Below are 23,483 nucleotides of genomic sequence, written 5' to 3'. Positions count from 1 at the left end.
ATCAACGTCGTCTTGAAGGGTGTGACCAACAACGGCGCGGGTTGGTCCAGTCATGATTTCATCAGCCACTATTTCAGTGATGGCGGGCGTGGCGTCCATACCGGCGAACCTTTTCCAATCACAGACAGGTGATTGGGCACCTTGCCCGGCTCTTTCCATTCTCGATCAAACCTGCAAAGCCTTTTCAAGCTTGATGGAGAAGACGGACGAGGACTGCGAGACCTTGGCGAACGCTGGGCCCAATACCCCTGACAGCAAGAACGGCGCTGTTCTTTTCGCCGATGTATCGGGAAGCACGCCGCTTTACGAAGAGATGGGCAATCAACAGGCGGCCAACATCATCGGCGCCTTTCAGGAGCACCTTAAGGCCATCGTTGCGCGCCATGGGGGCACCTTTGTGAAGTCAGCCGGCGATGACCTATTGTGTTGGTTTGCCCTACCCAATGACGCTCATCTGGCCGCCTATGAGATGATCCAGGCCACAGGCGAGGGCGGCCTAAAAGTGCATGCGGGCTTGGAGTCGGGTACGTTTGTTTGCCTCGACAACGACATTTTTGGTGACTGCGTAAACGCAGCAGCCAGGTTGTGCGCACTATCCAATCCCCGTGAGTTGCTGGTTGGCGAGGCCGCTTTCAAGAATCTGGCTCTGGCGAGCAAGCGATACTATGTCAGCATCTCGCCTTTTCGTCTGAAGGGACGACGTGAGGCATCGCGCGTCTACTCGTTGCAGATTGTAGGCGATGGGGATCGAACCCAGATTCTCGATCAGGATCACACGGAAAATGCGGCGCCCAAAGCCGTGATCGACTATCAAGGACGGCATTGGGAGATCAGCGAAAGCGAGCCTCTGAGTGTTGGGCGTCTGCCTGAGAACGCCCTTCAGGTGCTTGTTCAAACTGTCTCTCGACAGCATGCCACGATCCGACTGGCAAACGGCCTTGTGGAGTTCGAAGACCACAGTTCGTCGGGAAGCCTGGTGGTAAGCCAATCTGGCGAGCAACTGGCTGTGTTGCGTCGTACCGTCGTCCTCAGCGGTGCTGGAACGATAGCCCTAGGCGTGAAGTCCGACGACCCGCACGCGCCCCGTCTGTTCTACGAGATTGGATCGCCTTGAGCCGCCGGCCTCCCCTGTAGAAACGCGACCACGCCGGCTCTCACCCAGGTAAGGCCAACACTACATTTTTTCTGGCGGCCCAATTTTTTGCCGGATGTGGTTTTTGGTAGGGCGACAGATGACCCACTGCCCAAGCAGGAAAGTCTTTCTTGGTTGAAACTTGCCGAATGATTGTTCGCATGCGGACGAAATGGTCATCCGCCGTGGTTCACTTTGGGCTCAGAAGCCCATTGAGAATTATCTCCAAATGATCTTCGACCAGAGCATCCACATCGATTGGAGAGATGTCTTCAAACAATAACTTCCAAACCGCCATATACACGTGGCCTCCCACTAGAACCAAAGGATCGACGTTCGCCATTTCCTTGCGAAACTCCCCCGTTTCCACACCAAGCTTCAACGTTTGCCGAAAGAGCTCGACACCTTTCTTCAGGACATTGTCATGATACGCTGAGATGATTTCGCTGCTTTGAGAGCCGTTCGAAATCATATGCCGAAGGAGTATCTTCATTTCTCGAGATGCCATACGACGAGCGGCAATCTTGATTTGCTGTTTGAGCAGTTCGCTTGCACTGCCATCGTGTTCATCGGCTACCACTGCAATCTGATGTAGACTTGGAGCGATAGAGGCTTCAATGACACCCTCCATAAGCGAAGCTTTGTTGTCGAAATAAAGATACAATGTGCCTTTGGCGACATCAGCCTGCTCGGCAATTTCCGCCATTTTTGCGGCCTGGAAGCCCCGTTCTTCAAAGACTTTCAACGCTGCTTGAATGATGTCGTCTCGCCGCCTTTGCTGGGAACGAGATAGTGCCTTCTCCGCTTCCGTTTGTTTCAAGTTTGTCGTCCGATGGTTGCTTTAGGTTCTGTTCTGCTGCAGGAGGCTTGACACTGAATGACCGTCCGGTCATTTAATGACCCACGGTTCATTCGTGGCTCAATAGGTCATTGCAACGTGCGAGGAAGCCATCACAATGTCTGACTATAACTACGATTCCTTTTCTCCCGACAATTACAATCTTCAAAGTGCCGACGGCCCGGAGGTCGGAGAAAAGGCTCCAAATTTTAGTTTGGAAACATATGAGGGCAAGAGACGAAATCTCCTGGACTTCGAAGGCGAATGCCTTGTTTTGGAGCTTGGAAGCATCACGTGCCCACTGTTTCTAACCCGGCATGAGAGCATGAAGGACATCGCTAAGGGCTACCCCATGCCGTACTCTATGTACGAGAAGCTCACCCCGGTGCAAAAATTCCTGCCCATACTGAAATGGATGAGAAAAAAGCCGTCGCCGGTCGACTAAGCAGCGAGTTGAATGACCCGCGCGAGATATTTGTCGATGGCCTCGAAGGGGAAGCCCACTTGGCCTATGGCAGCATGCCCAACGCCATCTACATCATCGACAAGGAAGGCATCGTTCGATTCAAGGCGCCATGGAACAACTCCGCCACAACACGCAAGGCGCTCGATGCTGTATTGGCTGGAAGGCCGGCGAACTTCAAAAGCTACTTTAAACCAGCAAAACCCAAGATCGTATTGAGCACCGTCAATCGCGCCGGAACAGGTTCAAAGGCTGACTTTTTCAACAGCCTGCCCGTCCTCATTTGGAATGTTTTGATCAGAAACAACATCAAAACCTTTTTCAAAAGACAAAGCATCAGATCTGCTTCAATCGATTGAGGCTAGGCGATCATTGACGCCAATAAGGTTTCCGATCCGGGATCAGAGCACGCACTCGACAGGTTCAACCGAAACTTCGCGTCCGAAGCATTGCGACTCTACAAGGGCCAACTACACCCCCAAATAGTCATCCAGAAGCGCGCGGGCGATGGCGAGTTTCGGCGGAATGGAAATCAGCCCGGTATCGCGCGGGTTCGGCGCGATCGCCCGCAATTCCTCTTGTGAAAACCAGCGCGCTTCAACCAATTCGGCTTCATCCAGCGTGATCTCGCGCGCCAGCGCCTCGCCTTCAAAGCCCATCATCAACGTCGAGGGAAAGGGCCAGGGCTGCGAGGCTTTATAGGTGATGCGGCCAAGCGGAATGCCCGCCTCCTCCAGCACCTCGCGCCGCACCGCATCTTCTAGTGTTTCACCAGGCTCCACGAACCCCGCCAGACACGAGAACATACCCGCGGCAAATTTCTCTTGTCGGCCCATCAAAACGTCGCCGGTTTTCGGATCGACGACATTCATGATCACCACCGGATCGGTGCGCGGAAAATGCATCGTATCGCAACTGCCGCAGCGCCTACGCCAGCCGGCCTGCTCGTTGCGCGTGCTACCGCCGCATTTGGCGCAGAACTGGTGGCGCAGATGCCAGCCGGTCAGCGAGGCCGCCTCCGCGAGCAGCCCAAGATGATGGTCCAAAATGTCGAACGTTTCGGCAAACGGGCGCAACGGTTGTTGGGCGGGCGGCGTCGTGGCCAGGCCGCCGACATCGTCGGTGCCCTCACTGGCCATCAGTGTGTAGGCATAGACCGGACCGCCAACATCCTCACCGCAATAGACGCGGGTTTCTGGGTCAACCTTATCAGACAGAGCCGCGTGATACATGCCGTTCGGGCCGTGATCGCCCTCCACCAGAGCCGCGCCATCGAACAGGATGAAGCGGGCCTTGGCCTCTTGGGCGGCCAGGAACGTCGCGTCGTCACGCCGGTCGCCATGGCGATCGGTGCGTCCGCCGGAAAAGCCGGTTTTGGCGGCAAGTTCTAAGCGCGGCAGGCTGGCAAAAAGGGCGGCGACACTGCTCATGCCGACCACCCAAGCTGCGAGCGCACGTCCAGCGCCCAGTCTGGCAGGTCGGTAAGCGGCTGCGCCTCACCCGCACCCCAGATCGGGCCCGGCCACGCGGCATCACTCTCAAAGCGCGCGATAATATGGACGTGCAACTGCCGCACCATGTTGCCAAGCGAGGCGACGTTGAGCTTGTCGCACCCGGTTGTCTGGCGAAGCGCTAGCGAGGCGGCGCGCACATCTGCCATCACGCGGGTCTCATCGTCGGATACAAGATCCACCAGATCGGCCAGACCCGCGCGCTGCGGGATAAGGATTAGCCATGGGAAGCGCGCATCGCAGGATACGCGCAAGAGGCTCATCTCGGTTTGGCAAAGGGGGAGGCTATCGGCGGCAAGCCGCTCGTCGAGGTAGAAATCATTCATTGGCGCTCTCTAACAGGTTCATGCCCGTCGTCCACCATGGATTACTGGACAAAGCCCATCAGGATGACGATATAGAAGACGGGAGGCTGGCGGCGGACGAGCCGCTCGCCAACCGGGTCAGGTCCGGAAGGAAGCAGCCCCAACGAGTTTTCCGGTTCGGGTTGCCGTTCCAGTCTCCCACCCTTATTCCTTGCAGGATCAGGACCACCGCGCGCGCATGGCCGACAGCACCACCACCGCTGACACGCATGAGAGCGGCTACCGCGTCCTCGCCCGCAAATACCGCCCCGCGACGTTCGATGATCTGATCGGCCAAGAGCCGATGGTGCAGACGCTGCGCAACGCGTTTGAAATCGGCCGCATCGCCCAGGCTTACATCCTGACGGGCGTGCGCGGCGTCGGCAAAACGACGACGGCGCGCATTCTTGCCCGCGGCCTCAATTTCCAAACCGAGGCTGGCGACGGCGCGCCCACTGTCGACCTTCCCAAGCTGGGCGATCAGATGGGCATCCACTGCGAAGCGATCATGGAAGGCCGCCATGTCGATGTGATCGAGATGGATGCCGCCAGTCACAATGGCGTCGGCGACATTCGCGAAATCACCGATGCGGCGCGCTATTCGCCAGTGTCCGCGCGGTTTAAAGTGTACCTGCTCGACGAGGTGCACATGCTTTCCACGGCGGCGTTCAACGCGCTGCTCAAAACCCTGGAAGAGCCGCCCGACCATGTGAAATTTATCTTCGCCACCACCGAGATCGGCAAAGTGCCGGTGACCATTCTATCGCGCTGTCAGCGCTTCGATCTGCGGCGCGTGGAAGTGCCATTGATGATGGCGCATCTGGCCAAAATTACCGAAGCCGAAGGGGCGTCAGCCGAAGAGGATGCCATTCGCCTGATTGCTCGGGCATCGGAGGGCTCGGTGCGCGATGGGCTGTCGCTGCTTGATCAGGCGATTGCCCACACCGGTGCTAGCGAAGACACGCCGATCACGGCGGAGTCCCTGCATGATCTCCTCAATCTAGCCGACCAGGCCGCAACGCTCTCGCTGTTTGAAGCCGTCATGAAGGGCGACAGCGAGGCTGCGCTCGGCCAACTGGCAGAAGCCTATGGCCGCGGCACAGACCCGGCGGGCTTGATCGCTGATCTCGCCGAGATCGTCCACGCGGCGACCCGCGCCAAAGTGATGCCCGACCATCCCTCCGACGCTCTGACCGGCGATAATCAAGCGCGCCTTTCCGAGATGGCCAAAGACCTTTCGGTGAAGGTTCTCTCGCGCACTTGGCAGATGCTCCTGAAGGGCCTCGACGAACTTTCCCGTGCGCCTAAGCCGCTAATCGCGGCAGAGATGATCCTGGTGCGGCTATGCTATGTCGCTGACCTGCCAACGCCCGATGAGGCCATCAAGGCACTGGGCGAGGGCGCACCTTCCAGGACCGCCACAAGCACACCGCAGCCGCCTTCCTCTTCACCATCGAATGGCGGTGGCGCGCGTGCATCACTGGCTCTGGCACCGCAAAGCGAGTCACCGGCACCCGCACCAACACAGGCTCCCAAAGCCGAGGCGAAACCACAACCAGTGGCGCTTCGCGATCTGGACGCCCTGATCGCGCTGGCCGAGAAGAACGGCAATCGCGCCTTGCCACCGCTGATCCGCGCCTACATCCGCCCGGTCTCTTTCGGCGATAACCAGTTGGAGATCGGCCTTGCCGCCGGTGCGCCGCAGGCCTTTGTCGGTGATCTGGCCGAAGCGCTGAAAAGCTGGACTGGCGCGCGTTGGATGATTTCTGTGAACAGCCAGGCTGACGCGCAGACGCTCAACGAGTTGGCTGCTGAACGTGAGGTGGCCAAAAAGGCCGATGCCAGCCAACACCCGACCGTTCAAGCGATTTTGCAGGCGTTTCCTGGCGCAACCATCACCGGTGTGCGCAGCATCAACCAGGAGGACGCGGACGCCGCGCCGGTTGAAGACGCGCTTGAAGACACCACCGACGGACCCGATATCGACGACACACGCAGCGACACAGATGACGAGGAAGACCCGCCATGGACATCATGAAAATGATGAAACAAGCCAAGGACATGCAGGACAAAATGCAGACCATGCAGGCTGAGATGGCCGACGAGGCCATCGACGGCACGGCAGGCGGCGGCATGGTCACGGTCACACTGACCGGCAAGGGCGAGCTAAAGGCCATGAAGATCGACCCGTCGCTGCTGGTGCCCGACGATGTTGAGATTTTGGAAGATCTGCTGATCGCCGCGCACAATGACGCGAAAATGAAGGCCGACCAGATGATGGCGGAGAAGACTCAAAGCATGATGTCTGGCCTTGGTCTGCCACCGGGCATGAAGCTGCCGGGGATGTGATCTTGCAGGCATGAGCGATCATACCGTCGGTCCGGAAATCGAGCGGCTGATTCAGCTGCTCGCCAAACTGCCGGGCCTAGGCCCGCGTTCCGCCCGCCGCGCTGCGCTGCATCTTGTCAAACGCAAAGACCAGTTGCTCGGCCCTCTGGCCGAGGCGATGGCGGTTGCGCGCGACAATGTCATGGAATGCTCGCGCTGCGGCAATATCGATACGGTCAGCCCTTGCACGGTGTGCACCGATCCGCGCCGCGAGAATTCTGTGCTGGTGGTCGTAGAGGATGTCGCTGATCTCTGGGCGCTGGAACGCGCCAAAGCGAGCCGGGGTCGCTACCATGTTCTAGGCGGTGTTCTCTCCCCGCTGGATGGCGTCGGGCCGGATGACCTCTCGATCGAGCAGCTTGTCGAGCGTGCTGCCGCGCCCGATGTGCACGAAGTAATCTTGGCCATCAATGCCACCGTTGAGGGCCAGAGCACGGCCTACTATCTCACCGACCGGTTGATCCAATGCGACGTCTCGGTCACCCGCCTTGCGCATGGCGTGCCGGTGGGTGGCGAGTTGGACTATTTGGATGAGGGAACGCTCGCGGCAGCGATGAAGGCGCGCACGCAGGTGGAGGGTTAGCCCAACCCGTAATGCGCCGCGAACCGGCCTTCATTTGGATCGTCGTTCCAGGTGTATTCGCACCACCGTTCGATATCGCGGGCCACAGGTTCACCCAGCATTTTGGAAAGCGCGCCCAACGTCATATCCATGCCGGCTGAAACGCCTGATGCTGTGATAAACTTGCCGTCTTCCACCCAGCGCGCCTTTTGTTGCCAATCCACATTTGGACCTTGGTCAGTTACCCACGCAAAGGCTGACTTATTGGTGGTCGCGCGCCGCCCATCCAAGAGGCCTGCCTTGGCGAGTAATGCGCTGCCTGTACAGACGCTCAGCACGTACTCGGCCTTATCAGCCTGACCTGCCAGCCATGCGAGCAGGGTTTGATTATGCACCTCTTGCCGCGTGCCAGCCCCACCGGGAACAAGGATGATGTCGTAGCCTGGCCTGCCGTCGAACGCTTCGGTGGCCATCGACAACGGCCCCTGATTGCTCACCACAGCGCCCTGCTTCTCGGCCACCAGGTGAAGCTCGAAATCATCCCTGAGCATCCCGAACATTTGCAAGGGGCCGTAGAGATCGAGCAGCTCAAAGCATGGAAAGATCAAGGCGCCTATCTGCTTCATAAGCTCTTCCCTCGCATCACCACCATCTCACGCAAAAAACGGATCATCAGCATCTTTGAGCGCGCAGATGTTTCCATCAGGGTCGAGGAACGTGCCTGTGGTCCCCCAATCAAATGTGTTGATTTCAACACTCACGCCCTTGCTTTCTAAGAGGCGGGCGGCGCCTTCAACGTCTTTCACATTAAACCGCAGCTTCGTTGGATTTTGGCTGACCGGCTTGGCCTGTGTTGGGATGTCTTGGTTTGCAACACCTTCGGTCTCGACCATCAAATAGCCGTCGCCAAAGCGCAGGCAGACCAATCCAGGTTTTTCAAACCAGACGGGCAAGCCAAGCGTGTCGCGATAGAAGGCGACACACGCATCGAAACGCTCCGTGAACAGGATGATGCCGTGGCACCGGACCAGATCAGCAAACGTTTCGCTCATTCATTCCCCCGCCAATGGCAGTCTTGGCTCCGGTGCTTCCACCTCTCCAACTTCCCGCTCCGGCGCGTCGCCGGGACCGACGTCGAGGTTGCCAATGCGGTCGCCGCGTTTGGTGATCTTGCCGGTTGAGGTTTGGATCTGCTCAATGTCACGCTGGGCCTGGCCAAAGTGCGTTGCAAGCTTGGCGACGCGATCATCCAGCCGGGTGATGTCGTCCACCAGGCGCCCAACTTCATCTTGAATGAGATGGGCCTGTTCGCGCAGGCGGGCGTCACGCAAAACAGCCTGCACCACCTGAATCGAAAGCGTGAGCAGCGAGGGCGAGACAATCACCACGCGTTGGCGGGCGGCCTTTTGCACCACGTCTTCAAACTTCTCGTGCAGATCGGCAAAAATGCTTTCTGACGGCACGAACATGAAAGCCGTCTCGTGGGTCTCGCCGGGCAGAAAGTATTTCGCGGCAATATCCTGTACATGCTTGCCAACATCCTGGCGGAAGCGCTGTGCGGCCTGGTTGGCGATACGATCTTCCGGGGCATCGCGAAACGCGTTCCAGCCTTCCATCGGGAATTTGGCATCAATGACCAGGCTCGGCGCGCCATTGGGCAGATAGATCACGCAGTCGGGCCGTTTGCCGTTGGTGAGCGTGTGCTGAAACGAATAGGCGCCACGCGGGAGGGCATCCTGCACGATGGCTTCCATGCGCCCCTGACCGAAGGCGCCGCGCGTTTGCTTGTCGGCCAAGATGGATTGCAGCGCGACGACGCCCTGCGAAAGCTCGGTGATGTTTTTCTGCGCCGTGTCGATGGCGGCCAGCCGCTCGTGCAGGCTGCGCAGCGTTTCGTGGGTCTGGTTGGTCTGCTGGCTCATCGACTGGCCAAGACGGTGACCGAGCCCGTCCATCCGCTCCGACATGACACGGGCAAGCTCCGCCTGCCGGTTGCCGAGCATCTCGGTCATGGACTGAACGCGTCCCGTCAGTTCCGCCTGTGCGCCAGCCATGGTGGAGAGTTGCCGGGTGAGGTCTGCTTTTTCCGCCTCGGCTTTGGCTTCAATCTCAGCTGTGCGCCGTTTCAAACGGGCCGTTGCCGTCCACGCCCACAGCACGAGCAGCGCCACCACCGCGCCAACGCCCCATAGCAACATGGCGAGCGTGACGGGCGTGCCTTGAACAGTGAACAGAATGGTCTCGAAAGTGAGGTCCAAAACAAGAATCTTTGGTCGAATCGGGTCCGTTACGACCCTAGATCAAAGCGCGAACAAACGCCATGGTGTGAGGTGAGGGCGGGCCTTGCAAAGGGCTTGACCCGTGCCCGGCTTGACCAGCCGCCGCCTCGCCCTTAAGTGCCCTGCATGGCTATTCGCGAGATTTTGGTGATCCCTGACAAACGGCTGCGCGAGGTGTCGAAACCCGTCACCGAGATCACCGATGAGGTGCGCGCGCTCGTCAAAGATATGTACGAGACGATGTATGATGCGCCAGGGATCGGGCTGGCTGCGATCCAGGTCGGCGTACCACTGCGCGTGGTGACGACGGATTGCTCGCCGCGCGAAGACGAGGCCGAACCGCTGACGCTGATCAACCCGGAAATTCTGGAACTGTCAGGCGAAGACGTGCCCTATGAGGAGGGCTGCCTGTCGATCCCGGATTACTATGATGAGGTTTTGCGGCCTGCCAACGCTCGGGTGCGCTTCATGGATCTGGACGGCAAGACGCAGGAGATGGAGGTCGATGGACTGCTTTCCACCTGCATCCAGCATGAGGTGGATCATCTCGATGGCAAGCTGTTCATCGACTATCTGTCGACGCTGAAGCGCTCGCGCGTGATGACCAAATTCAAGAAGGCTGCGCGGCTACGCGAAAAGGCAGCCGCTGCCGCTGGTTAAAACCGGCGCAGGCTTGCTTAGCTCAGATTCTAGCTGACTGCCGTCACGCGGAAATCATCGACCTGTGGCATCTGTGCTTCGCCCTCTCGGCGCGCTGGCTGCGGCTCGTCCACTGGTTCATAGGGGCGAATGCGCGCTTCGATGCGCGGCCAGTCGCCGGTGCGTAGCACTGCGATTTCGTAGGCCGCCTGCAGCTTCATCCACAGTTCAGGCTTGGTATCGAAATAGGCCGACAGGCGCATCGCCGTGTCCGCCGTGATCGCCCGTTGGCCGGCCACGATCGCCGCAATGCGGCTCACCGGCACGTCGATATCGCGCGCCAGGCGGTTCTGGCTGATGCCAAGCGGTTTCAGGAATTCCTCCAACAGGAGGATGCCTGGGTGAATGCAGGATGGATTGTCTGTCGTGTGCTCGCTCATGTCCCCACCCTATTCCCTACGCCGGTATAGGACAAAGAGAATAGCAGGTGTTGATGAATTGTTAAGGTTAACGGCGAGCCTCCATTGTTGCCGGCGAAACTGAGCCGGAAAACTAAGGTTTCAAACTGGTCAGTAGCGCCTCTAGAACTGCAAGGTGCTCCGATTCGTCATCACCATTGGCAACGCCGAGCGCCGCCCGCTCGAACATGGCCGAGAGCTGCGCTGTCAGCGGTCCTAAAGGCAGGGGCTTGATCTCGCCAGCCTCCATGGCTGCCTTCAGGCCGAGCCGAAGCGAGTCGGCGGACGTTTCCTTATCGATTGTGTCGAGTGTCAATCGACCCAACACCGCCGGGCCATCGAGCAGCAAGAGGCGCACCCGACCGGGCGCACGCATCGCCTCCATGTAGGCTTCACTTCCGAGCATCAGCGCATCGATCGTGTCCTTCGGTTCGCTGGTTGCCCGCACGGTGATCTCCGCTTCCACCGCTTCGTACTCGGCCCGCACCACCGCCAGGAACAGGGCGGTCTTGTCGTCGAAGTGGTGGTAGAGCGCGCCGCGCGTGACACCGGCCGCCTTCACGATCTCGGGCGTTGCGGTGTCGGCATAGCCCTTCTCCACGAAGAGCGCCCGCCCAGCACTGATTAGCGCTTCGCGCGTGGCCTTGGTGCGGGCGGCGTTAGAGCGGACAGGACGGGAGCGGCGTACATTTTTCTCTTGCATACATACAGCCTGTATGTTTATAGGAAAGATACATGCAGACTGTATGTTTTAAAGCGAAAGGAGACAAGCCATGAAAAGCACTCAGTACTATCCCGTCATCCAAACCATGGATGTGGCCGGGACGACCGCCTTCTATGTCGAGAATCTTGACTTCAAACCGACGTTTGAGAGCGACTGGTACGTTCACTTGCAGTCCAGCGAGGATGAGAAGGTCAACATCGCCGTGCTGCGCGGCGACCATGAGACGATCCCTGAAGAGGGTCGCGGCACCATCACTGGTCTGATCTTGAACTTCGAAGTTGAAGATCCGGACGCCGTCTATGAGCGCGCGCAGAAGGCCGAGCTGCCGATCTTAAAAACCCTGCGCGACGAACCCTTCGGCCAGCGCCACTTCATCACCAAAGACCCCAATGGCGTGCTGATCGATGTGATCAAGCCGATCCCGCCATCGCCGGAGTTCTTGGCGCAATATGCTGCCGAGGCCGTACCAGCTTAGGGTAGACTGCAGGGTGGAGGCAGACTCACTCTGGTCATTGCCTTCACCCACGCTGCACCCACGCGACCGATTTGCGAGTCCGCACCTTCCGACCGGCTCGCCAATTGACCAAAGTCATCATGCAGACCGCTAAGGACTGCTTGGTCGCCTGCGATCGCATGTGATTGCCACGGGAGGGCAAAAGGATGACGCAGACCATGGACCACGCCAAGGCCAGAAGGCGTGCTGAGGCCAAATACAGTTTCTTTGTTCACGCGGCCGTTTATGCCGCAGTGATGGTGTTGTTGGTTGTCATCAACGTGGTGACCGATCCGGGTTTCATCTGGTTCATCTGGCCATTGATCGGTTGGGGCTTCGCAGTTGTACTGCACGGATTACGGGTCTTCGTGCTGGCCGATAGAAGCGACATCGTCGACGCTATGACCGAGCGCGAGTTGCGCCACTTGGCAGCAGGCGGAACCGATGAAAACCGGTACCTGAAGACGCTGGAGTGATGGCCAAGCGCCAGCATGACATCGTTCTGTGGGGTGCCACGGGCGCTACAGGGCGCCGCGCTGCGCACCATCTGGCAAGGCGCTGCAAGGAAAGCGGCCTGAGGCTGGCCATCGGGGGTCGAAACCCGGTCAAACTCGAAGCAGTGCGCAACGACTTGCCCGATGCCGGTCGCGGTATCGAAGTGCTGCTTGGCGACAGCCACGATGCTGCGTTTATGGATGCCCTGGCAAAACAGACGCGGGTGGTTGCGTCGACGGTCGGCCCTTTTGCGCTTTACGGAAGCGCGTTGGTGGCCGCCTGTGTGGCAAACGGCACGCACTACTGCGATTTGACGGCAGAACCCCAATGGATGCGTGCGATGATCGATACGCATCAGCTGGCCGCTAGAAAAACTGGCGCCCGTATCGTGCATGCGTGTGGGCATGACTCGATCCCGTCCGATCTCGGCGTGCAGTTCCTTCAAGAGTCGGCTCTGGCGAGGCATGGCCAGCCCTGCAAGCGCGTTGCAACGCGTGTAACGCGGATGAAGGGCGGCTTCAGCGGCGGAACGGCTGCCAGTTTTCTCAACGCGATGCGGGTGCGTGAAACCGACCCTGAGTTCGGTCGACTATCCCAAGACCCTTACGCTCTCTGCCCCGAAAGCCAGCGCCAGGGACCGGACGGTCCCGACCTTATGATGCCGATTGAGGTGACCTGGGATGCCCATCTGAACGCGTGGACCAAGCCCTATTTCATGGGGCCGATGAACGCCAAGGTGGTACGCCGCACCAACGCGATTTTGGGTTACCCGTATGGCCGCGACTTCCGCTACGAGGAGACTGGACTAACCCGCGCTGGCATCGGCGGCTGGGCGGCGGCGGCGCGCGATACGGTTTTTGGCCGCCTGTTTCTGACCGCCATGGCCATCCCTGCGACGCGCAAGTTGCTTCAACGCCATGTGCTGCCGAAACCCGGCGAGGGACCGAGCAAAGAGGTCCGCGAGGGCGGCTCATATGAGTTGGTGCTGGTGGGAGAGTTGCCAGATGAAACAGTCTTGATGGCGCGCATCACAGGGCAAGGCGATCCTGGCGTACGCTCAACAACGCTGATGCTCACCGAAGCAGCGCTTTGCCTGGCCGAGGATGGAGGCAAAATCGCTGTTGGTGGCGGTTTTTGGACACCAGCTGCTGCCATGGGTGAGCTGTTGCGCGAACGGATCAGGGAGCATGCTGGGCTAACCTTCGAGATCCTGGCTGATCAGGAGCAACTCACCGCTGTATCGGCCTGACGGCCCACGTGGCCAATCTTGCCGCTACGCTCCTGGTCCATTGACAATGGTCAACAGTTGGGGTCGCAAAACCGCCTACCGCGTTTTCTATGGAAAACGCACAATCAACAGCCGACTTCGACGTCATTGTCATCGGCTCAGGCATGGGCGGCATGACAACCGCTACGGCTTTAGCCCGTTTCGACCACAAGGTGCTGCTTTTGGAGCAGGCCCAGGCGATCGGTGGGCTAACCCATTCATTCAGCCGGAATGGTTTCACCTGGGATGTTGGCCTGCATTATTGCGGCACGTTTGGACCCGATCAGTTTGCCGGTGGCATTCTTGACTGGCTGAGCGGCGGGACCATCGAGTTTCGCTCTGTCGGAACGGTCTATGACACGCTTCATTTCCCTGACGATGTCGAGATCGCTGTTGGTCGTCCCGCCGACGCGTACAAGATGGAACTCGAAGAACGGTTTCCGGACAATGCAGCGGAGATTGACGCCTATTTCGAGGCGCTGTTGGCCGCCGAGGAGGCCGGGCAGATGGTCGGGGCCGAACGGGCTATGCCCGATCAGTTCCGTTCTGCGCACCATTGGTGGAACCGAAGAAAACTCGAGCGCTGGTGCGGTCGCACCACCAGCCAAGTCATCGACAGCCTGGTCACCAATCCGCAGCTGGCCGCTGTCCTGTCAGCGCAGTGGGGCACCTATGGTGGTCGCCCTGAGGAGGCAAGTTTTGCCATTCATGGCGTTGTCATGGGCCACTACCTTGAGGGGGCTTCCTATCCGGTGGGTGGCGCTGGGGCGATCGCACAGGGTCTTGTTCCCGTTATTGAAGCAGCTGGTGGAAGCGCCAGGGCCGCAACGCCTGTCAGCGAGCTGATTGTTGACGATGGCAAAGCGGTCGGTGTTCAGACAAGCACGGGCGAGGAGTTCAGGGCGCCCACCATTGTTTCAGCGATCGGTGCCGGGGAGACGGTGAAGCATTTGCTGCCGGAAGACCTGGCGCAAAGCGATTGGGCCAAAGAGGTTTCTGCCTTCAAGCCTTCGATCTGCCACTTTGAGCTCTATCTCGGTTTTGAGGGCGATATCTCCAAACATGGCGCGACACGCTCCAACCATTGGTTTTTCGAGACCTGGGACAACGGCAATGGCATTTGGTCAGGTGCCGAGGGTGATCCGATCCACACCATGTTTGTCTCATTCCCTTCGCTTAAGGACCCCGACCATGAACCTGGCCCGAGCGAGAAGCATACCGGCGACATCATGGTCTTGGCAGATTGGTCAGCCGTTGCCGAGTTTGCCGATGGCGGTGCGGCGGATCGACCTGAGGATTGGACCGCTTTGAAGCAGCGCGTTGAAGCCCAAATGCTGGCGTTCTTTACCAACAAGTTTCCAGCGCTTGCGCCTCTAATTACCTATCAGGAACTTGGCACGCCTCTCGCGACGGCATTGTACACCGGGCATAACAATGGCGGGTTCTATGGCATCGAAACCACGCCGCGCCGCATGTTGTCGGAGGCATTCAATGTGCGAACGCCCATCCCGGGATTGTTCCTGTCGGGTCAAGACGTGATGTGCCCAGGAATTTCCGGTGCGCTTGCAGGTGGCATGTTTGGCGCAGCTGCCGTTGATCCGCGCGTTTTCCAGAAGCTGCGATAAGACAAAGGAACGTGCCGTGCACTGGGCCCTACTCGCGACTGGAGTCGCGATTGAAATTCTAGCAACGACGTCGCTAAAGCTGTCGGACGGTTTCACCAAACTCGGTTTTGCTGGCCTGACTCTGGTCTGCTTCGGGCTGGCCTTTTATGTCATGTCGCTTGTCGTGCGTACCATGCCAGTTGGGATTGCCTATTCGGTTTGGGCAGGCGGCGGTATCGCTGGGGTAACGGTGGTCGGCCTGTTGGCCTTTGGTCAGTCGCTAGACGGCTTTGCCTATCTGGGCATTGGTCTGATCATCGCTGGGGTCATCATATTGAGCGCACTGTCATCGACCGCGAGCGGTTAGGGTCAGAGCCAGCTTTGGGTCGGTGATGCAGAGCGGTCGATGTGACCGTAACGCCGCCGTTGCGCCTGGAGCTGCGCTTACTCTGCCGCCAGCATCGTCTCGTCGAACGCCGCAGCAATCAGTTCGCGGGTGTAGGGCTCTTTGGGGTTGTCGAAGATTTCCTCGCGTGTGCCCGATTCCACCACCTTACCATCCTTCATCACGAGAATCCGGTGCGAGAGGGCGCGCACGACTTTGAGGTCGTGACTGATGAAGAGATAGGCCAGATTGTGCTTTTTCTGGATATCGCGCAGTAGATCGACCACCTGCGCCTGCACGCTCATATCAAGGGCTGATGTCGGCTCATCCAGCAGGATCACGCGCGGTTTCAGCACAAGCGCGCGGGCGATCGAGATGCGTTGACGTTGGCCACCGGAAAACTCGTGCGGGTAGCGGAAGCGGGTTTCAGGGTCGAGACCCACCTCTTCCAGCGCTGCGATAATCTCTTGGTCGCGCTCCAAATAGCCCATCTTCGGATGATGGATCAGCAGCCCCTCTTCGATGATATCGGAGACCGACATGCGCGGTGATAGCGAGCCAAAGGGATCTTGAAACACCACCTGAAGCTCGCTGCGCAGCGGGCGCATCTGCTTGGTGCCATGGCTGGTGATGTCTATGTCCTTGAAGCGGATCGCGCCTTTGGACTCCGTCAATCGCAGGAGCGCTAGACCCAGCGTCGTCTTGCCCGAGCCGGACTCGCCGACAATACCCAACGTCTCGCCTTGGCGGATCGTAAGGTCGACGCCATCGACCGCCTTGATGTGATCGACGGTGCGGCGCAACACGCCTTTCTTGATCGGGAACCAGACTTTGAGATCATCGGCGGCCAACGTGATGCCCTCGTCCGGTTTGCCGAGCGGCGCACCAGAGGGTTCGGTGGAAAGCAGCATCTGCGTGTAATCGTGCTGCGGGTTGGAAAACACCTCGGCGACGGACCCTGTTTCAACGATCTGGCCGCCTTGCATCACGTTCACGGTTTTCGCCAAACGCCGCACGATTCCAAGATCATGGGTGATGAACAGCATTGCCATGCCAAGCTCCTGCTGGAGCTCCACCAGCAGCCGCAGGATCTGCGCCTGAACGGTGACATCAAGTGCCGTGGTCGGCTCATCAGCGATCAGCAGTTTGGGCGTGTTGGCCAGCGCCATGGCGATCATCACGCGCTGACGTTGGCCGCCGGAGAGCTGGTGTGGATAGCTGCGCAGGCGGCTTTCCGGATCGCGAATACCGACGCGGTCAAGCAGTTCCAGCGTGCGCACCCGGGCGGCTTCATCACGCATGCCTTGATGGACTTTCAGCACCTCGCCCACCTGCCGCTCCACACTGTGCAGCGGGTTGAGCGAGGACATCGGCTCCTGAAAGATCATCGAGATGTCATTGCCACGTACGGACCGCAACTGCTTGTCGTCAGCGCCGAGAAGCTCTTGCCCATCGAACTGAATGGAGCCGGAGGGGTGTGAGGCGGCGGGGTAAGGCAGCAGTTGCAGGACCGAGAGTGCGGACACCGATTTGCCGGACCCGGACTCGCCGACCAGGGCGACGGTCTCGCCCATGGCAACATCGAAGGAGACGCGATCAACGACCGTGTTGACTTCCTCTCCGGAGCGAAAGGCCACCGAGAGATCGTTCACCTGAAGCAACGGGGCGCTCATCCCTCAACCTTTCGCGGATCGAAGGCATCGCGCACCGCCTCGCCGATAAAGATGAGCAGCGAGAGCATGATCGAGATGGTCATGAAGCCGGTGAGCCCAAGCCACGGCGCGTTTCGGTTTTCCTTGCCCTGCGCTAGCAACTCGCCCAGCGAGGGCGCATCGCCTTGCAGGCCGAGGCCTAGAAAATCAAGCGCGGTCAGCGTGGTGATCGAGCCGGACAAGATGAACGGCAGGAAAGTGACGGTCGCGACCATCGCGTTGGGCAGGATGTGGCGGAACATGATCCGCACGTCCGAAAGCCCCAGAGCGCGCGCGGCGCGCACATATTCAAGGTTGCGCCCACGCAAAAACTCCGCGCGCACCAGCCCCACCAGCGCCACCCAACTGAAGAGCAGCAGAATGAAAAGTAGGGTCCAGAAGCCAGGCACGAAGAAAGCCGAAAAGATCAGCAGAAGATAGAGCGAGGGGATCGATGTCCAGATTTCAATGAAGCGCTGGAACAACAGGTCCGTCCAGCCGCCGAAATAACCTTGGACAGCTCCCGCTGCGATGCCGATGACCGATGAGATGATGGTCAGCGTCAGGCCAAAGAGCACCGATAGCCGGAAACCGTAGATAAGCCGGGCGAGCACATCGCGCCCTTGATCATCCGTGCCCAGCCAATGCCAACCGCCTGGCCCGCAATAGGCGTCCTCAGGCCCGTCGGGAAGATTGGAACAGGCCTCTTCCCTCTCCAGCATCCAGGTCGGAGCGATGGGGTAAGGCATCTGTGAAGCATAGGAGCGGGTGGTGTGATCGTAGCGGATCGGCGCATGGATCATCCAACCATTGGCCTCGATTTCTTCGCGGATGAACGGGTCGTAATAGCGGGTGATGGCGTAGAAGCCGCCAAATTTTTCCTCCGGGTAGTCGACAATCACCGGAAAAAGCAGCTCGCCTTTGTAGGAGACGATCAGCGGCCGCTCATTGGCCACCAGTTCAGCAAACAAGGTGAGCAGAAAGAGCGCCAGGAAAATCCAAAGCGACCACCAGCCGCGCCGGTTGGCTTTGAAATTGTTAAGGCGGCGCACATTGAGCGGCGACAAGCCTTTGCGCTTCATCTGCACCGGCGCATCGCTCGTCGCAGGCTCTACGTCTACGTCAATGGCGGGGTTGCGCGCGTCCATCAGGTTCGCCGCGCCTCAAAGTCGATGCGCGGATCAACCCACATATAGACAAGGTCAGACAGCAGCGCGACGATGAGCCCCATCAGCGAGAAGATATAGAGCGTGCCGAACACCACAGGGTAGTCTCGACCAAAAATGCTCTCAAAGCCAAGCAGACCGAGCCCATCGAGCGAGAAGATCGTCTCGATCAGCAGCGCGCCGGTGAAAAAGGCGGATATGAAAGCTCCCGGGAAACCGGCAATGATGATCAGCATCGCGTTGCGAAAAACGTGGCCGTAAAGCACGGTGCGCTCATCCAGGCCCTTGGCGCGCGCTGTCGTCACATATTGCTTGCGGATTTCATCCAGGAACGAGTTTTTGGTGAGCAGCGTCGTTGTGGCAAAGGCGCCGACCGCCATGGCGATCAAGGGCAGGGTAAGATGCCAGAAATAGTCGAGGATTTTCTGCCACCAGGACAGTTCATCCCAGTTTTCTGAGGTGAGGCCTGTGAGCGGGAAAAGGTCCCAAAACGATCCGCCGGCGAACAAAACGATGAGCAGAATCGCGAACAGGAACCCGGGTATCGCGTAGCCGACGATCACCACCGCGCTGGTCCAAATATCAAAGCGTGTGCCGTCTTTGACCGCCTTGGCGATGCCCAGCGGAATAGAGATGCCGTAGGAAAGCAGCGTCATCCAAAGCCCGAGCGAGATCGAGACCGGCAGCTTCTCGACAATGAGATCGATCACCTCGACGTCTCGGAAATAGCTCTCGCCGAAATCGAACCGCGCATAGTTCCAGATCATCAATGCGAAGCGTTCCAGTGGAGGTTTGTCGAAACCAAACTGGCGCTCAAGCTCGGCGATGAACTCCGGATCGAGGCCCTGCGCGCCGCGATAGACGCTGCCATCCTCGCCGCTGAAATCCTGCTCTTGTCCGGAAAAGTCGCCGCTGCCGCCGGTGAAGCGTTCGGTCGCGCTGACGTCTGTGCCCTGGAGCTGAGCGATCACCCGCTCGATGGGTCCTCCGGGGGCAAACTGCACCACCGCGAACGACAGCGCCATGATGCCCAAAATCGTGGGCACCATCAAAAGCACGCGGCGGACGATATAGGCGAGCATGCGGCGTTAGCTCTCCATCCACCAATGGGTTTCAATAGGCAGCGTGAAGCGCGGCACCGTCGCTGGGCGTTGAATGCGCGACTCGTGCGCGATCCAATGCGCGCCGGAATGCCATTGCGGAATCCAGAAGTGGAAGGGCCGCAAGACACGGTCCATTGCGCTCATGATTGTGTAGAGCTCGTCGAGTGTTTCGGCGGCCTCGGCCATCTCGATCAGCGCATCAATGGCTGGCACGGCGATGCCGGCAACATTCCAGGCGCCTGGTTGGTTGGCTGACCAAGACCCATAGATGGCGCGCATGCTGCTGCCGGGTGTGAGATTGGGTGCGAGGTTGAGCCCGACGACGTCGAAGTCGAAACTGTTGATGCGGGACTGATACTGGGTTGGGTCGACAATGCGTAATGAAGCGTCGATGCCAAGCCGCTGCATGTTCTGAACCATGGGCGAATAGATGCGTTCAAAGGCCTGCGAAGCGAGCAGAAACTCCACGGCAAGCTGCTCGCCATCGGCATTGACGCGTCGTCCGCCATCAAGGCTCCAACCTGCCTCGCGCATCAGACGGTTGGCCTCGCCAAGCAACTGCCGGTCAGAACCCGATCCGTCAGAGGTCGGCGGGATATAAGGCTCTTCAAACGTCTCAGGAAGCAGATCGGCGCGGAAGGGTTCAAGGATGGCCAGCTCTGCTTCGCTGGGCAGTCCTTCAGCCATATAAGGCGCATTCTGGAACATGGACTGCGTGCGCTTGTAGAGCCCGAAGAAAATCCGTTCGTTCGTCCACTCAAAATCGAATAGGAGCCCGATTGCTTGGCGCAAGCGTCGGTCAGAAAACTTCTCGCGACGGGTGTTGAAGTAAGCCCCTTGCGCCCCGCCGGGTTGTTCATTTTCGATGGTCGATTGAATAACCTCGCCGCTTTCGACGCGTGGGAAATCATACGCCGTCGCCCAAAGGCGAGACACGGACTCGCGCCGCACATTCATCTCACCGGCCTTGAAGGCTTCAAATGCCACATCACGGTCGCGGAAAAAATTGATCCGGATGGTGCCGAAGTTGTTGGTGCCACGGGTAAAGGGCATGTCAGCCGCCCAATAGTCGTCCACGCGATCGTATTCGATGTACCGCCCGACCTCGAAATCTCCCACGCGATAGGGACCGGAGCCAAGGATGGGCTCAAGGGTGGAGGCTTCGAAGTCTTTGCCGTCCCAGAATCGCTGCGAGAACGTGGGTAGGCCCAAGATCGCCAGATGCGCGGTACGCGGACGTCCTTCGGCAAAGGTGACGCGCAGCAAATCCTCTTCCAGCGCCTGTGCACTTTCAATCGGTGCAAGCGCCGGTTTCAGGGTTTCATGACCTTGCTCGGCGAGTGTCTGCATTGACCAAGCGATATCCGACGCCATCACGCGGCTGCCATCGTGAAAGCGGGCCTCGGGCCTGATTTTGAAATCGTAGATCAGGCCGTCATCGGTGAACTCAACCCACTCGGCGAGCACCCCATAGTAGGAATCCACTTCATCGCCTGTCACGGTCATCAGGCCGTCGAACGTCAGCTCGATGCGCAACGCGCCATCGCCTCGGTTCACAAAGCCGTTGAGCGTGTTGAAGGTATTGAAATTCTGATTCATGAGCCGCGTGCCGGGCTGAAAGCTCAGCGTGCCACCCTTGGGTGCGTCGACATTCACATGCGGAAAATGTGTGTAATCGACAGGTAACGCCAACTGCCCAAAGGAGGAAAGGCCGTGGCTGCGTGTCATCGAGCCTTGCCCGAAGGCCGATAGAGGCATCGCGCTTGCTGCCACCAAGCCGCCGGACGTCTTCAGCACGGTTCGGCGCGTCACCGAGCGCGAAATGAGAGTGGGCGTTTTAAGGCTCATTCGTCGGCCTCCCCAGTGATCGCCGCGCGTTCCTCATCGTACCACCAGATCGTCGGAAAGCCGATTGCGTAGGTGGGCAGTTCGTCAGGATGATCAAACCGGTCCCAGCGTGCGATGCGCGCGGCCGGCACGCCCCATCCTGGAATCACGTGGTGGTTCCAAAGCAGCACACGATCCATCGCCCGTGTTGCGACTTCCAGTGCCTCACGATCTTCAGCAAAGATGATCCGCTCGATCAATGCATCGACGGCGTCATCAGCAACGCCTGCTGTGTTGCGCGACCCCTCAACCGACGCGGCACGTGAACTAAAAAAGTCGCGCTGCTCGTTACCTGGCGAGGTCGACTGCACCCAGCCGGAATAGATCATGTCATAGTCGCGCGAACGCTCGCGGTTGGTGTATTGCGAGGAGTCGGCGATGCGCACGACCAGCTCAATGCCCACAAGTTCCAGCGATTGCGCCAGTTGATTGGCCGCTGGTTCTTGGGTTGGGCCGTTGAGTAGCAGCTCAATCACCACCGGCGCGCCGGACGCATCGCGCATCACCCGTCGCGTCGGGTCTGAGCGCAAGCCGATGGCAACCAGAATGCGGTGGATGAAGCCGGTGCCCGCCTGTTCCGGATCGACCTCTTCGCGCACCGTCCAGCCGCCAGCCTCGAAAAGCTCCAAGGCGGTACGGATGTTTTCACGCCGATCTTCTGGGCTAGCGTTTTCCGGATTGAAATAAGGGGTGGTGAACACCTCATCGGGGATCGCCTTACCGTCCTCGCGCAGCTCTTCCAGCAGGGCAAGCTCCGCGCCTTCCGGTACGCCGGAGCTTGCCAACTCGTCGAGGCCAGTGAAGTAGCTGTCATATTGCCGGTAGCTGTCGAAGAAGAGGCCACGATTGATCGCCTGAAAGTCGAACACATAGTTCATCGCCCTGCGGATGTTCCTGTCGGCAAACAGCGGCCGCTGGGCGTTCATGATGAAGCCGACCATCAGCCCACGGCTGCGATAGGGTTGCTCGAACTCCTCCATCACGATCCTACCGTCCTCGACGGCAGAGATATCGTAGCCAGTGGCCCAGTTGCGCGCCCGGTTTTCGACCCGGAAATCGAAAGCGTCGGCTTTAAACGCCTCAAACGCCACGTCGCTGTCGCGGAAATAGAGATAGGTGATCCGGTCGAAATTATAGTGGCCGACATTCACGTTGAGATCAGCGGCCCAATAGTCCTCCACCCGCTCATAGGTGATGCTGCGACCGGCATTGACCTCGGCGATCCGATAGGGCCCTGAGCCAAGCGGCGCCTCGAGCGTACCACGGGTGATGTCGCGGATATTGTCGTCGCCATCGCTCTCCGTCCACCAATGGGCGGGCATGACAATCAACTGGCCAACAATATGCGGGAGTTCGCGATTGCCAGTCTGGTCAAAGGTGAAGGTCACTTCGCGCTCACCGCTGATGACCGCGCTGGTTACATGGGAATAGTAGGCCGCCTGCTGCGGGTTGTGTTCAACCAGGGCGTTGAACGAAAACACCACATCCGCCGGCGTGACGGGAACCCCGTCATGCCACCTTGCTTCTTCGCGCAAGCGGTAGGTGACGTAAGAATAGTCGTCCGGGTAGCGCATCGCTTCGGCAAGCAATCCATAGGCGGTCGAGCGCTCGTCGAGCGAGGGCGTCATCAACGTGTCATAGACAAGACCAAGCCCGAGCGGGATTTCGCCGCGCGCCGGCAGGAAATTGAGGCTGTCGAAGGAGCCAAGATCGGCCATCCGAACCGCACCACCCTTCGGCGCTTGCGGATTGACATAATCGAAATGCGCAAAACCCTCGGGGTATTTCGGCGCTGTCTCATTGAGCGTTGCCGCGTGGCGCCAATCATCGAACGTCGCCGGAGGCAATTCGAGCGTTTGCTCAGTAACAGTTGGATCAGGCGTCTCTGAAACAGTGTTGTCGGTTGATGCGCCTTGCGCCGTCGCGCCAATGGCAGCAATCAAAGCAAGGCTGCCGACGACGCCAACGACCAGCCCGAACTTGGTGACAGCGGCCGTCAGGCCACCGCGGTTAGCAAAAATCACGAGGCACTACCTTCTCGCGTTGTTCCATTG

Annotated in this window: 25 protein-coding genes and 1 other RNA gene; 13 read left to right on the top strand and 13 right to left on the bottom strand. The window is 59.1% G+C overall.

Features of this window, described 5'->3' with window-relative positions; genetic code table 11:
* Window positions 1–52 precede the first annotated feature (52 nt).
* Window positions 53–1,114, top strand: coding sequence for an adenylate/guanylate cyclase domain-containing protein (locus tag JJ917_10485; protein MBO6699246.1), 1,062 nt, complete (start codon window positions 53–55; stop codon window positions 1,112–1,114).
* A 208-nt stretch (window positions 1,115–1,322) separates the two neighbouring features.
* Here the strand turns inward: JJ917_10485 and JJ917_10480 are convergent, their stop codons facing one another.
* Window positions 1,323–1,952, bottom strand: a complete 630-nt coding sequence (locus JJ917_10480; protein ID MBO6699245.1) for a TetR/AcrR family transcriptional regulator — start codon at window positions 1,950–1,952, stop codon at window positions 1,323–1,325.
* 136 nt (window positions 1,953–2,088) lie between these two features.
* Here JJ917_10480 and JJ917_10475 point away from each other — a divergent pair, with 136 nt between their 5' ends.
* Together JJ917_10475 and JJ917_10470 are read left to right on the top strand one after the other, a co-directional pair.
* Window positions 2,089–2,415 (top strand): hypothetical protein, encoded by a 327-nt coding sequence (locus JJ917_10475; GenBank protein ID MBO6699244.1) that lies wholly within the window; start codon window positions 2,089–2,091, stop codon window positions 2,413–2,415.
* Window positions 2,382–2,792, top strand: a complete 411-nt coding sequence (locus tag JJ917_10470; GenBank protein MBO6699243.1) for a hypothetical protein — start codon at window positions 2,382–2,384, stop codon at window positions 2,790–2,792. Before JJ917_10475 ends, JJ917_10470 begins: the two co-directional genes overlap by 34 nt.
* Window positions 2,793–2,903: 111 nt before the next feature.
* Here the strand turns inward: JJ917_10470 and nudC are convergent, their stop codons facing one another.
* Window positions 2,904–3,665, bottom strand: coding sequence for an NAD(+) diphosphatase (nudC, locus tag JJ917_10465; protein ID MBO6699242.1), 762 nt, complete (start codon window positions 3,663–3,665; stop codon window positions 2,904–2,906).
* A gap of 194 nt (window positions 3,666–3,859) precedes the next feature.
* Window positions 3,860–4,270, bottom strand: coding sequence for an HIT domain-containing protein (locus tag JJ917_10460; GenBank protein ID MBO6699241.1), 411 nt, complete (start codon window positions 4,268–4,270; stop codon window positions 3,860–3,862).
* An 81-nt stretch (window positions 4,271–4,351) separates the two neighbouring features.
* Here JJ917_10460 and ffs point away from each other — a divergent pair.
* The 4 genes from ffs (at window position 4,352) to recR (ending at window position 7,259) form a co-directional block, all read left to right on the top strand.
* An RNA gene (gene ffs / locus JJ917_10455) (signal recognition particle sRNA small type) lies at window positions 4,352–4,448 on the top strand.
* 39 nt (window positions 4,449–4,487) lie between these two features.
* The gene (locus JJ917_10450) at window positions 4,488–6,326 is read left to right on the top strand and encodes a DNA polymerase III subunit gamma/tau (GenBank protein MBO6699240.1); all 1,839 of its coding nucleotides are present in this window, start codon (window positions 4,488–4,490) and stop codon (window positions 6,324–6,326) included.
* Window positions 6,314–6,637 carry a YbaB/EbfC family nucleoid-associated protein gene (locus JJ917_10445; protein MBO6699239.1) on the top strand — a complete coding sequence of 108 codons (324 nt, stop codon included), beginning with the start codon at window positions 6,314–6,316 and terminating at the stop codon, window positions 6,635–6,637. The genes JJ917_10450 and JJ917_10445 overlap by 13 nt, the downstream gene beginning before the upstream one ends.
* 10 nt (window positions 6,638–6,647) lie before the next feature.
* Window positions 6,648–7,259, top strand: a complete 612-nt coding sequence (recR, locus tag JJ917_10440; protein ID MBO6699238.1) for a recombination protein RecR — start codon at window positions 6,648–6,650, stop codon at window positions 7,257–7,259.
* On the opposite strand, the gene JJ917_10435 is transcribed toward recR, so the two are convergent.
* Genes JJ917_10435 through rmuC form a run of 3 tightly spaced genes read right to left on the bottom strand, consistent with a single transcriptional unit; the run spans window position 7,256 to window position 9,436 of the window.
* Window positions 7,256–7,864, bottom strand: a complete 609-nt coding sequence (locus tag JJ917_10435; GenBank protein ID MBO6699237.1) for a DJ-1/PfpI family protein — start codon at window positions 7,862–7,864, stop codon at window positions 7,256–7,258. The two genes, recR and JJ917_10435, sit on opposite strands and share 4 nt — an antisense overlap.
* Before the next feature lie 27 nt (window positions 7,865–7,891).
* Window positions 7,892–8,290 carry a hypothetical protein gene (locus JJ917_10430; protein ID MBO6699236.1) on the bottom strand — a complete coding sequence of 133 codons (399 nt, stop codon included), beginning with the start codon at window positions 8,288–8,290 and terminating at the stop codon, window positions 7,892–7,894.
* The gene (gene rmuC / locus JJ917_10425; GenBank protein ID MBO6699235.1) at window positions 8,291–9,436 is read right to left on the bottom strand and encodes a DNA recombination protein RmuC; all 1,146 of its coding nucleotides are present in this window, start codon (window positions 9,434–9,436) and stop codon (window positions 8,291–8,293) included.
* A gap of 207 nt (window positions 9,437–9,643) precedes the next feature.
* Here rmuC and JJ917_10420 point away from each other — a divergent pair, with 207 nt between their 5' ends.
* On the top strand, window positions 9,644–10,177 hold the full coding sequence (locus JJ917_10420) for a peptide deformylase (protein MBO6699234.1): 534 nt from the start codon (window positions 9,644–9,646) through the stop codon (window positions 10,175–10,177).
* Window positions 10,178–10,206: 29 nt separating this feature from the next.
* On the opposite strand, the gene JJ917_10415 is transcribed toward JJ917_10420, so the two are convergent.
* Together JJ917_10415 and JJ917_10410 are read right to left on the bottom strand one after the other, a co-directional pair.
* Window positions 10,207–10,596 (bottom strand): HigA family addiction module antidote protein, encoded by a 390-nt coding sequence (locus tag JJ917_10415; GenBank protein MBO6699233.1) that lies wholly within the window; start codon window positions 10,594–10,596, stop codon window positions 10,207–10,209.
* A gap of 112 nt (window positions 10,597–10,708) precedes the next feature.
* Window positions 10,709–11,317 (bottom strand): TetR/AcrR family transcriptional regulator, encoded by a 609-nt coding sequence (locus JJ917_10410; protein ID MBO6699232.1) that lies wholly within the window; start codon window positions 11,315–11,317, stop codon window positions 10,709–10,711.
* 70 nt (window positions 11,318–11,387) lie between these two features.
* Here JJ917_10410 and JJ917_10405 point away from each other — a divergent pair, with 70 nt between their 5' ends.
* The 5 genes from JJ917_10405 (at window position 11,388) to JJ917_10385 (ending at window position 15,564) form a co-directional block, all read left to right on the top strand.
* Window positions 11,388–11,813, top strand: a complete 426-nt coding sequence (locus JJ917_10405) for a VOC family protein (protein ID MBO6699231.1) — start codon at window positions 11,388–11,390, stop codon at window positions 11,811–11,813.
* 197 nt (window positions 11,814–12,010) lie between these two features.
* Window positions 12,011–12,307 (top strand): 2TM domain-containing protein, encoded by a 297-nt coding sequence (locus JJ917_10400; protein MBO6699230.1) that lies wholly within the window; start codon window positions 12,011–12,013, stop codon window positions 12,305–12,307.
* Window positions 12,307–13,575 (top strand): saccharopine dehydrogenase NADP-binding domain-containing protein, encoded by a 1,269-nt coding sequence (locus JJ917_10395; GenBank protein MBO6699229.1) that lies wholly within the window; start codon window positions 12,307–12,309, stop codon window positions 13,573–13,575. The genes JJ917_10400 and JJ917_10395 overlap by 1 nt, the downstream gene beginning before the upstream one ends.
* An 89-nt stretch (window positions 13,576–13,664) precedes the next feature.
* Window positions 13,665–15,218, top strand: a complete 1,554-nt coding sequence (locus tag JJ917_10390; protein ID MBO6699228.1) for an NAD(P)/FAD-dependent oxidoreductase — start codon at window positions 13,665–13,667, stop codon at window positions 15,216–15,218.
* 16 nt (window positions 15,219–15,234) lie between these two features.
* The gene (locus tag JJ917_10385; protein ID MBO6699227.1) at window positions 15,235–15,564 is read left to right on the top strand and encodes a multidrug efflux SMR transporter; all 330 of its coding nucleotides are present in this window, start codon (window positions 15,235–15,237) and stop codon (window positions 15,562–15,564) included.
* A 77-nt stretch (window positions 15,565–15,641) separates the two neighbouring features.
* On the opposite strand, the gene JJ917_10380 is transcribed toward JJ917_10385, so the two are convergent.
* Genes JJ917_10380 through JJ917_10360 form a run of 5 tightly spaced genes read right to left on the bottom strand, consistent with a single transcriptional unit; the run spans window position 15,642 to window position 23,453 of the window.
* Window positions 15,642–17,255, bottom strand: a complete 1,614-nt coding sequence (locus JJ917_10380) for an ABC transporter ATP-binding protein (GenBank protein MBO6699226.1) — start codon at window positions 17,253–17,255, stop codon at window positions 15,642–15,644.
* A complete protein-coding gene (locus JJ917_10375) occupies window positions 17,252–18,421 on the bottom strand; it encodes an ABC transporter permease (protein ID MBO6699225.1) in 1,170 nt (389 codons plus the stop codon). Before JJ917_10375 ends, JJ917_10380 begins: the two co-directional genes overlap by 4 nt.
* A complete protein-coding gene (locus JJ917_10370) occupies window positions 18,421–19,521 on the bottom strand; it encodes a microcin C ABC transporter permease YejB (protein MBO6699224.1) in 1,101 nt (366 codons plus the stop codon). The genes JJ917_10375 and JJ917_10370 overlap by 1 nt, the downstream gene beginning before the upstream one ends.
* Before the next feature lie 6 nt (window positions 19,522–19,527).
* A complete protein-coding gene (locus JJ917_10365; protein MBO6699223.1) occupies window positions 19,528–21,390 on the bottom strand; it encodes an ABC transporter substrate-binding protein in 1,863 nt (620 codons plus the stop codon).
* Window positions 21,387–23,453, bottom strand: a complete 2,067-nt coding sequence (locus tag JJ917_10360; GenBank protein MBO6699222.1) for an ABC transporter substrate-binding protein — start codon at window positions 23,451–23,453, stop codon at window positions 21,387–21,389. The genes JJ917_10365 and JJ917_10360 overlap by 4 nt, the downstream gene beginning before the upstream one ends.
* Window positions 23,454–23,483: the final 30 nt, after the last annotated feature.

The sequence above is a fragment of the Hyphomicrobiales bacterium genome, from assembly GCA_017642935.1.
Lineage (GTDB): Bacteria > Pseudomonadota > Alphaproteobacteria > Rhizobiales > MH13 > MH13.
Note: the sequence above shows the minus strand (reverse complement) of the source record. Positions and strands in the feature narration are given on the sequence as shown.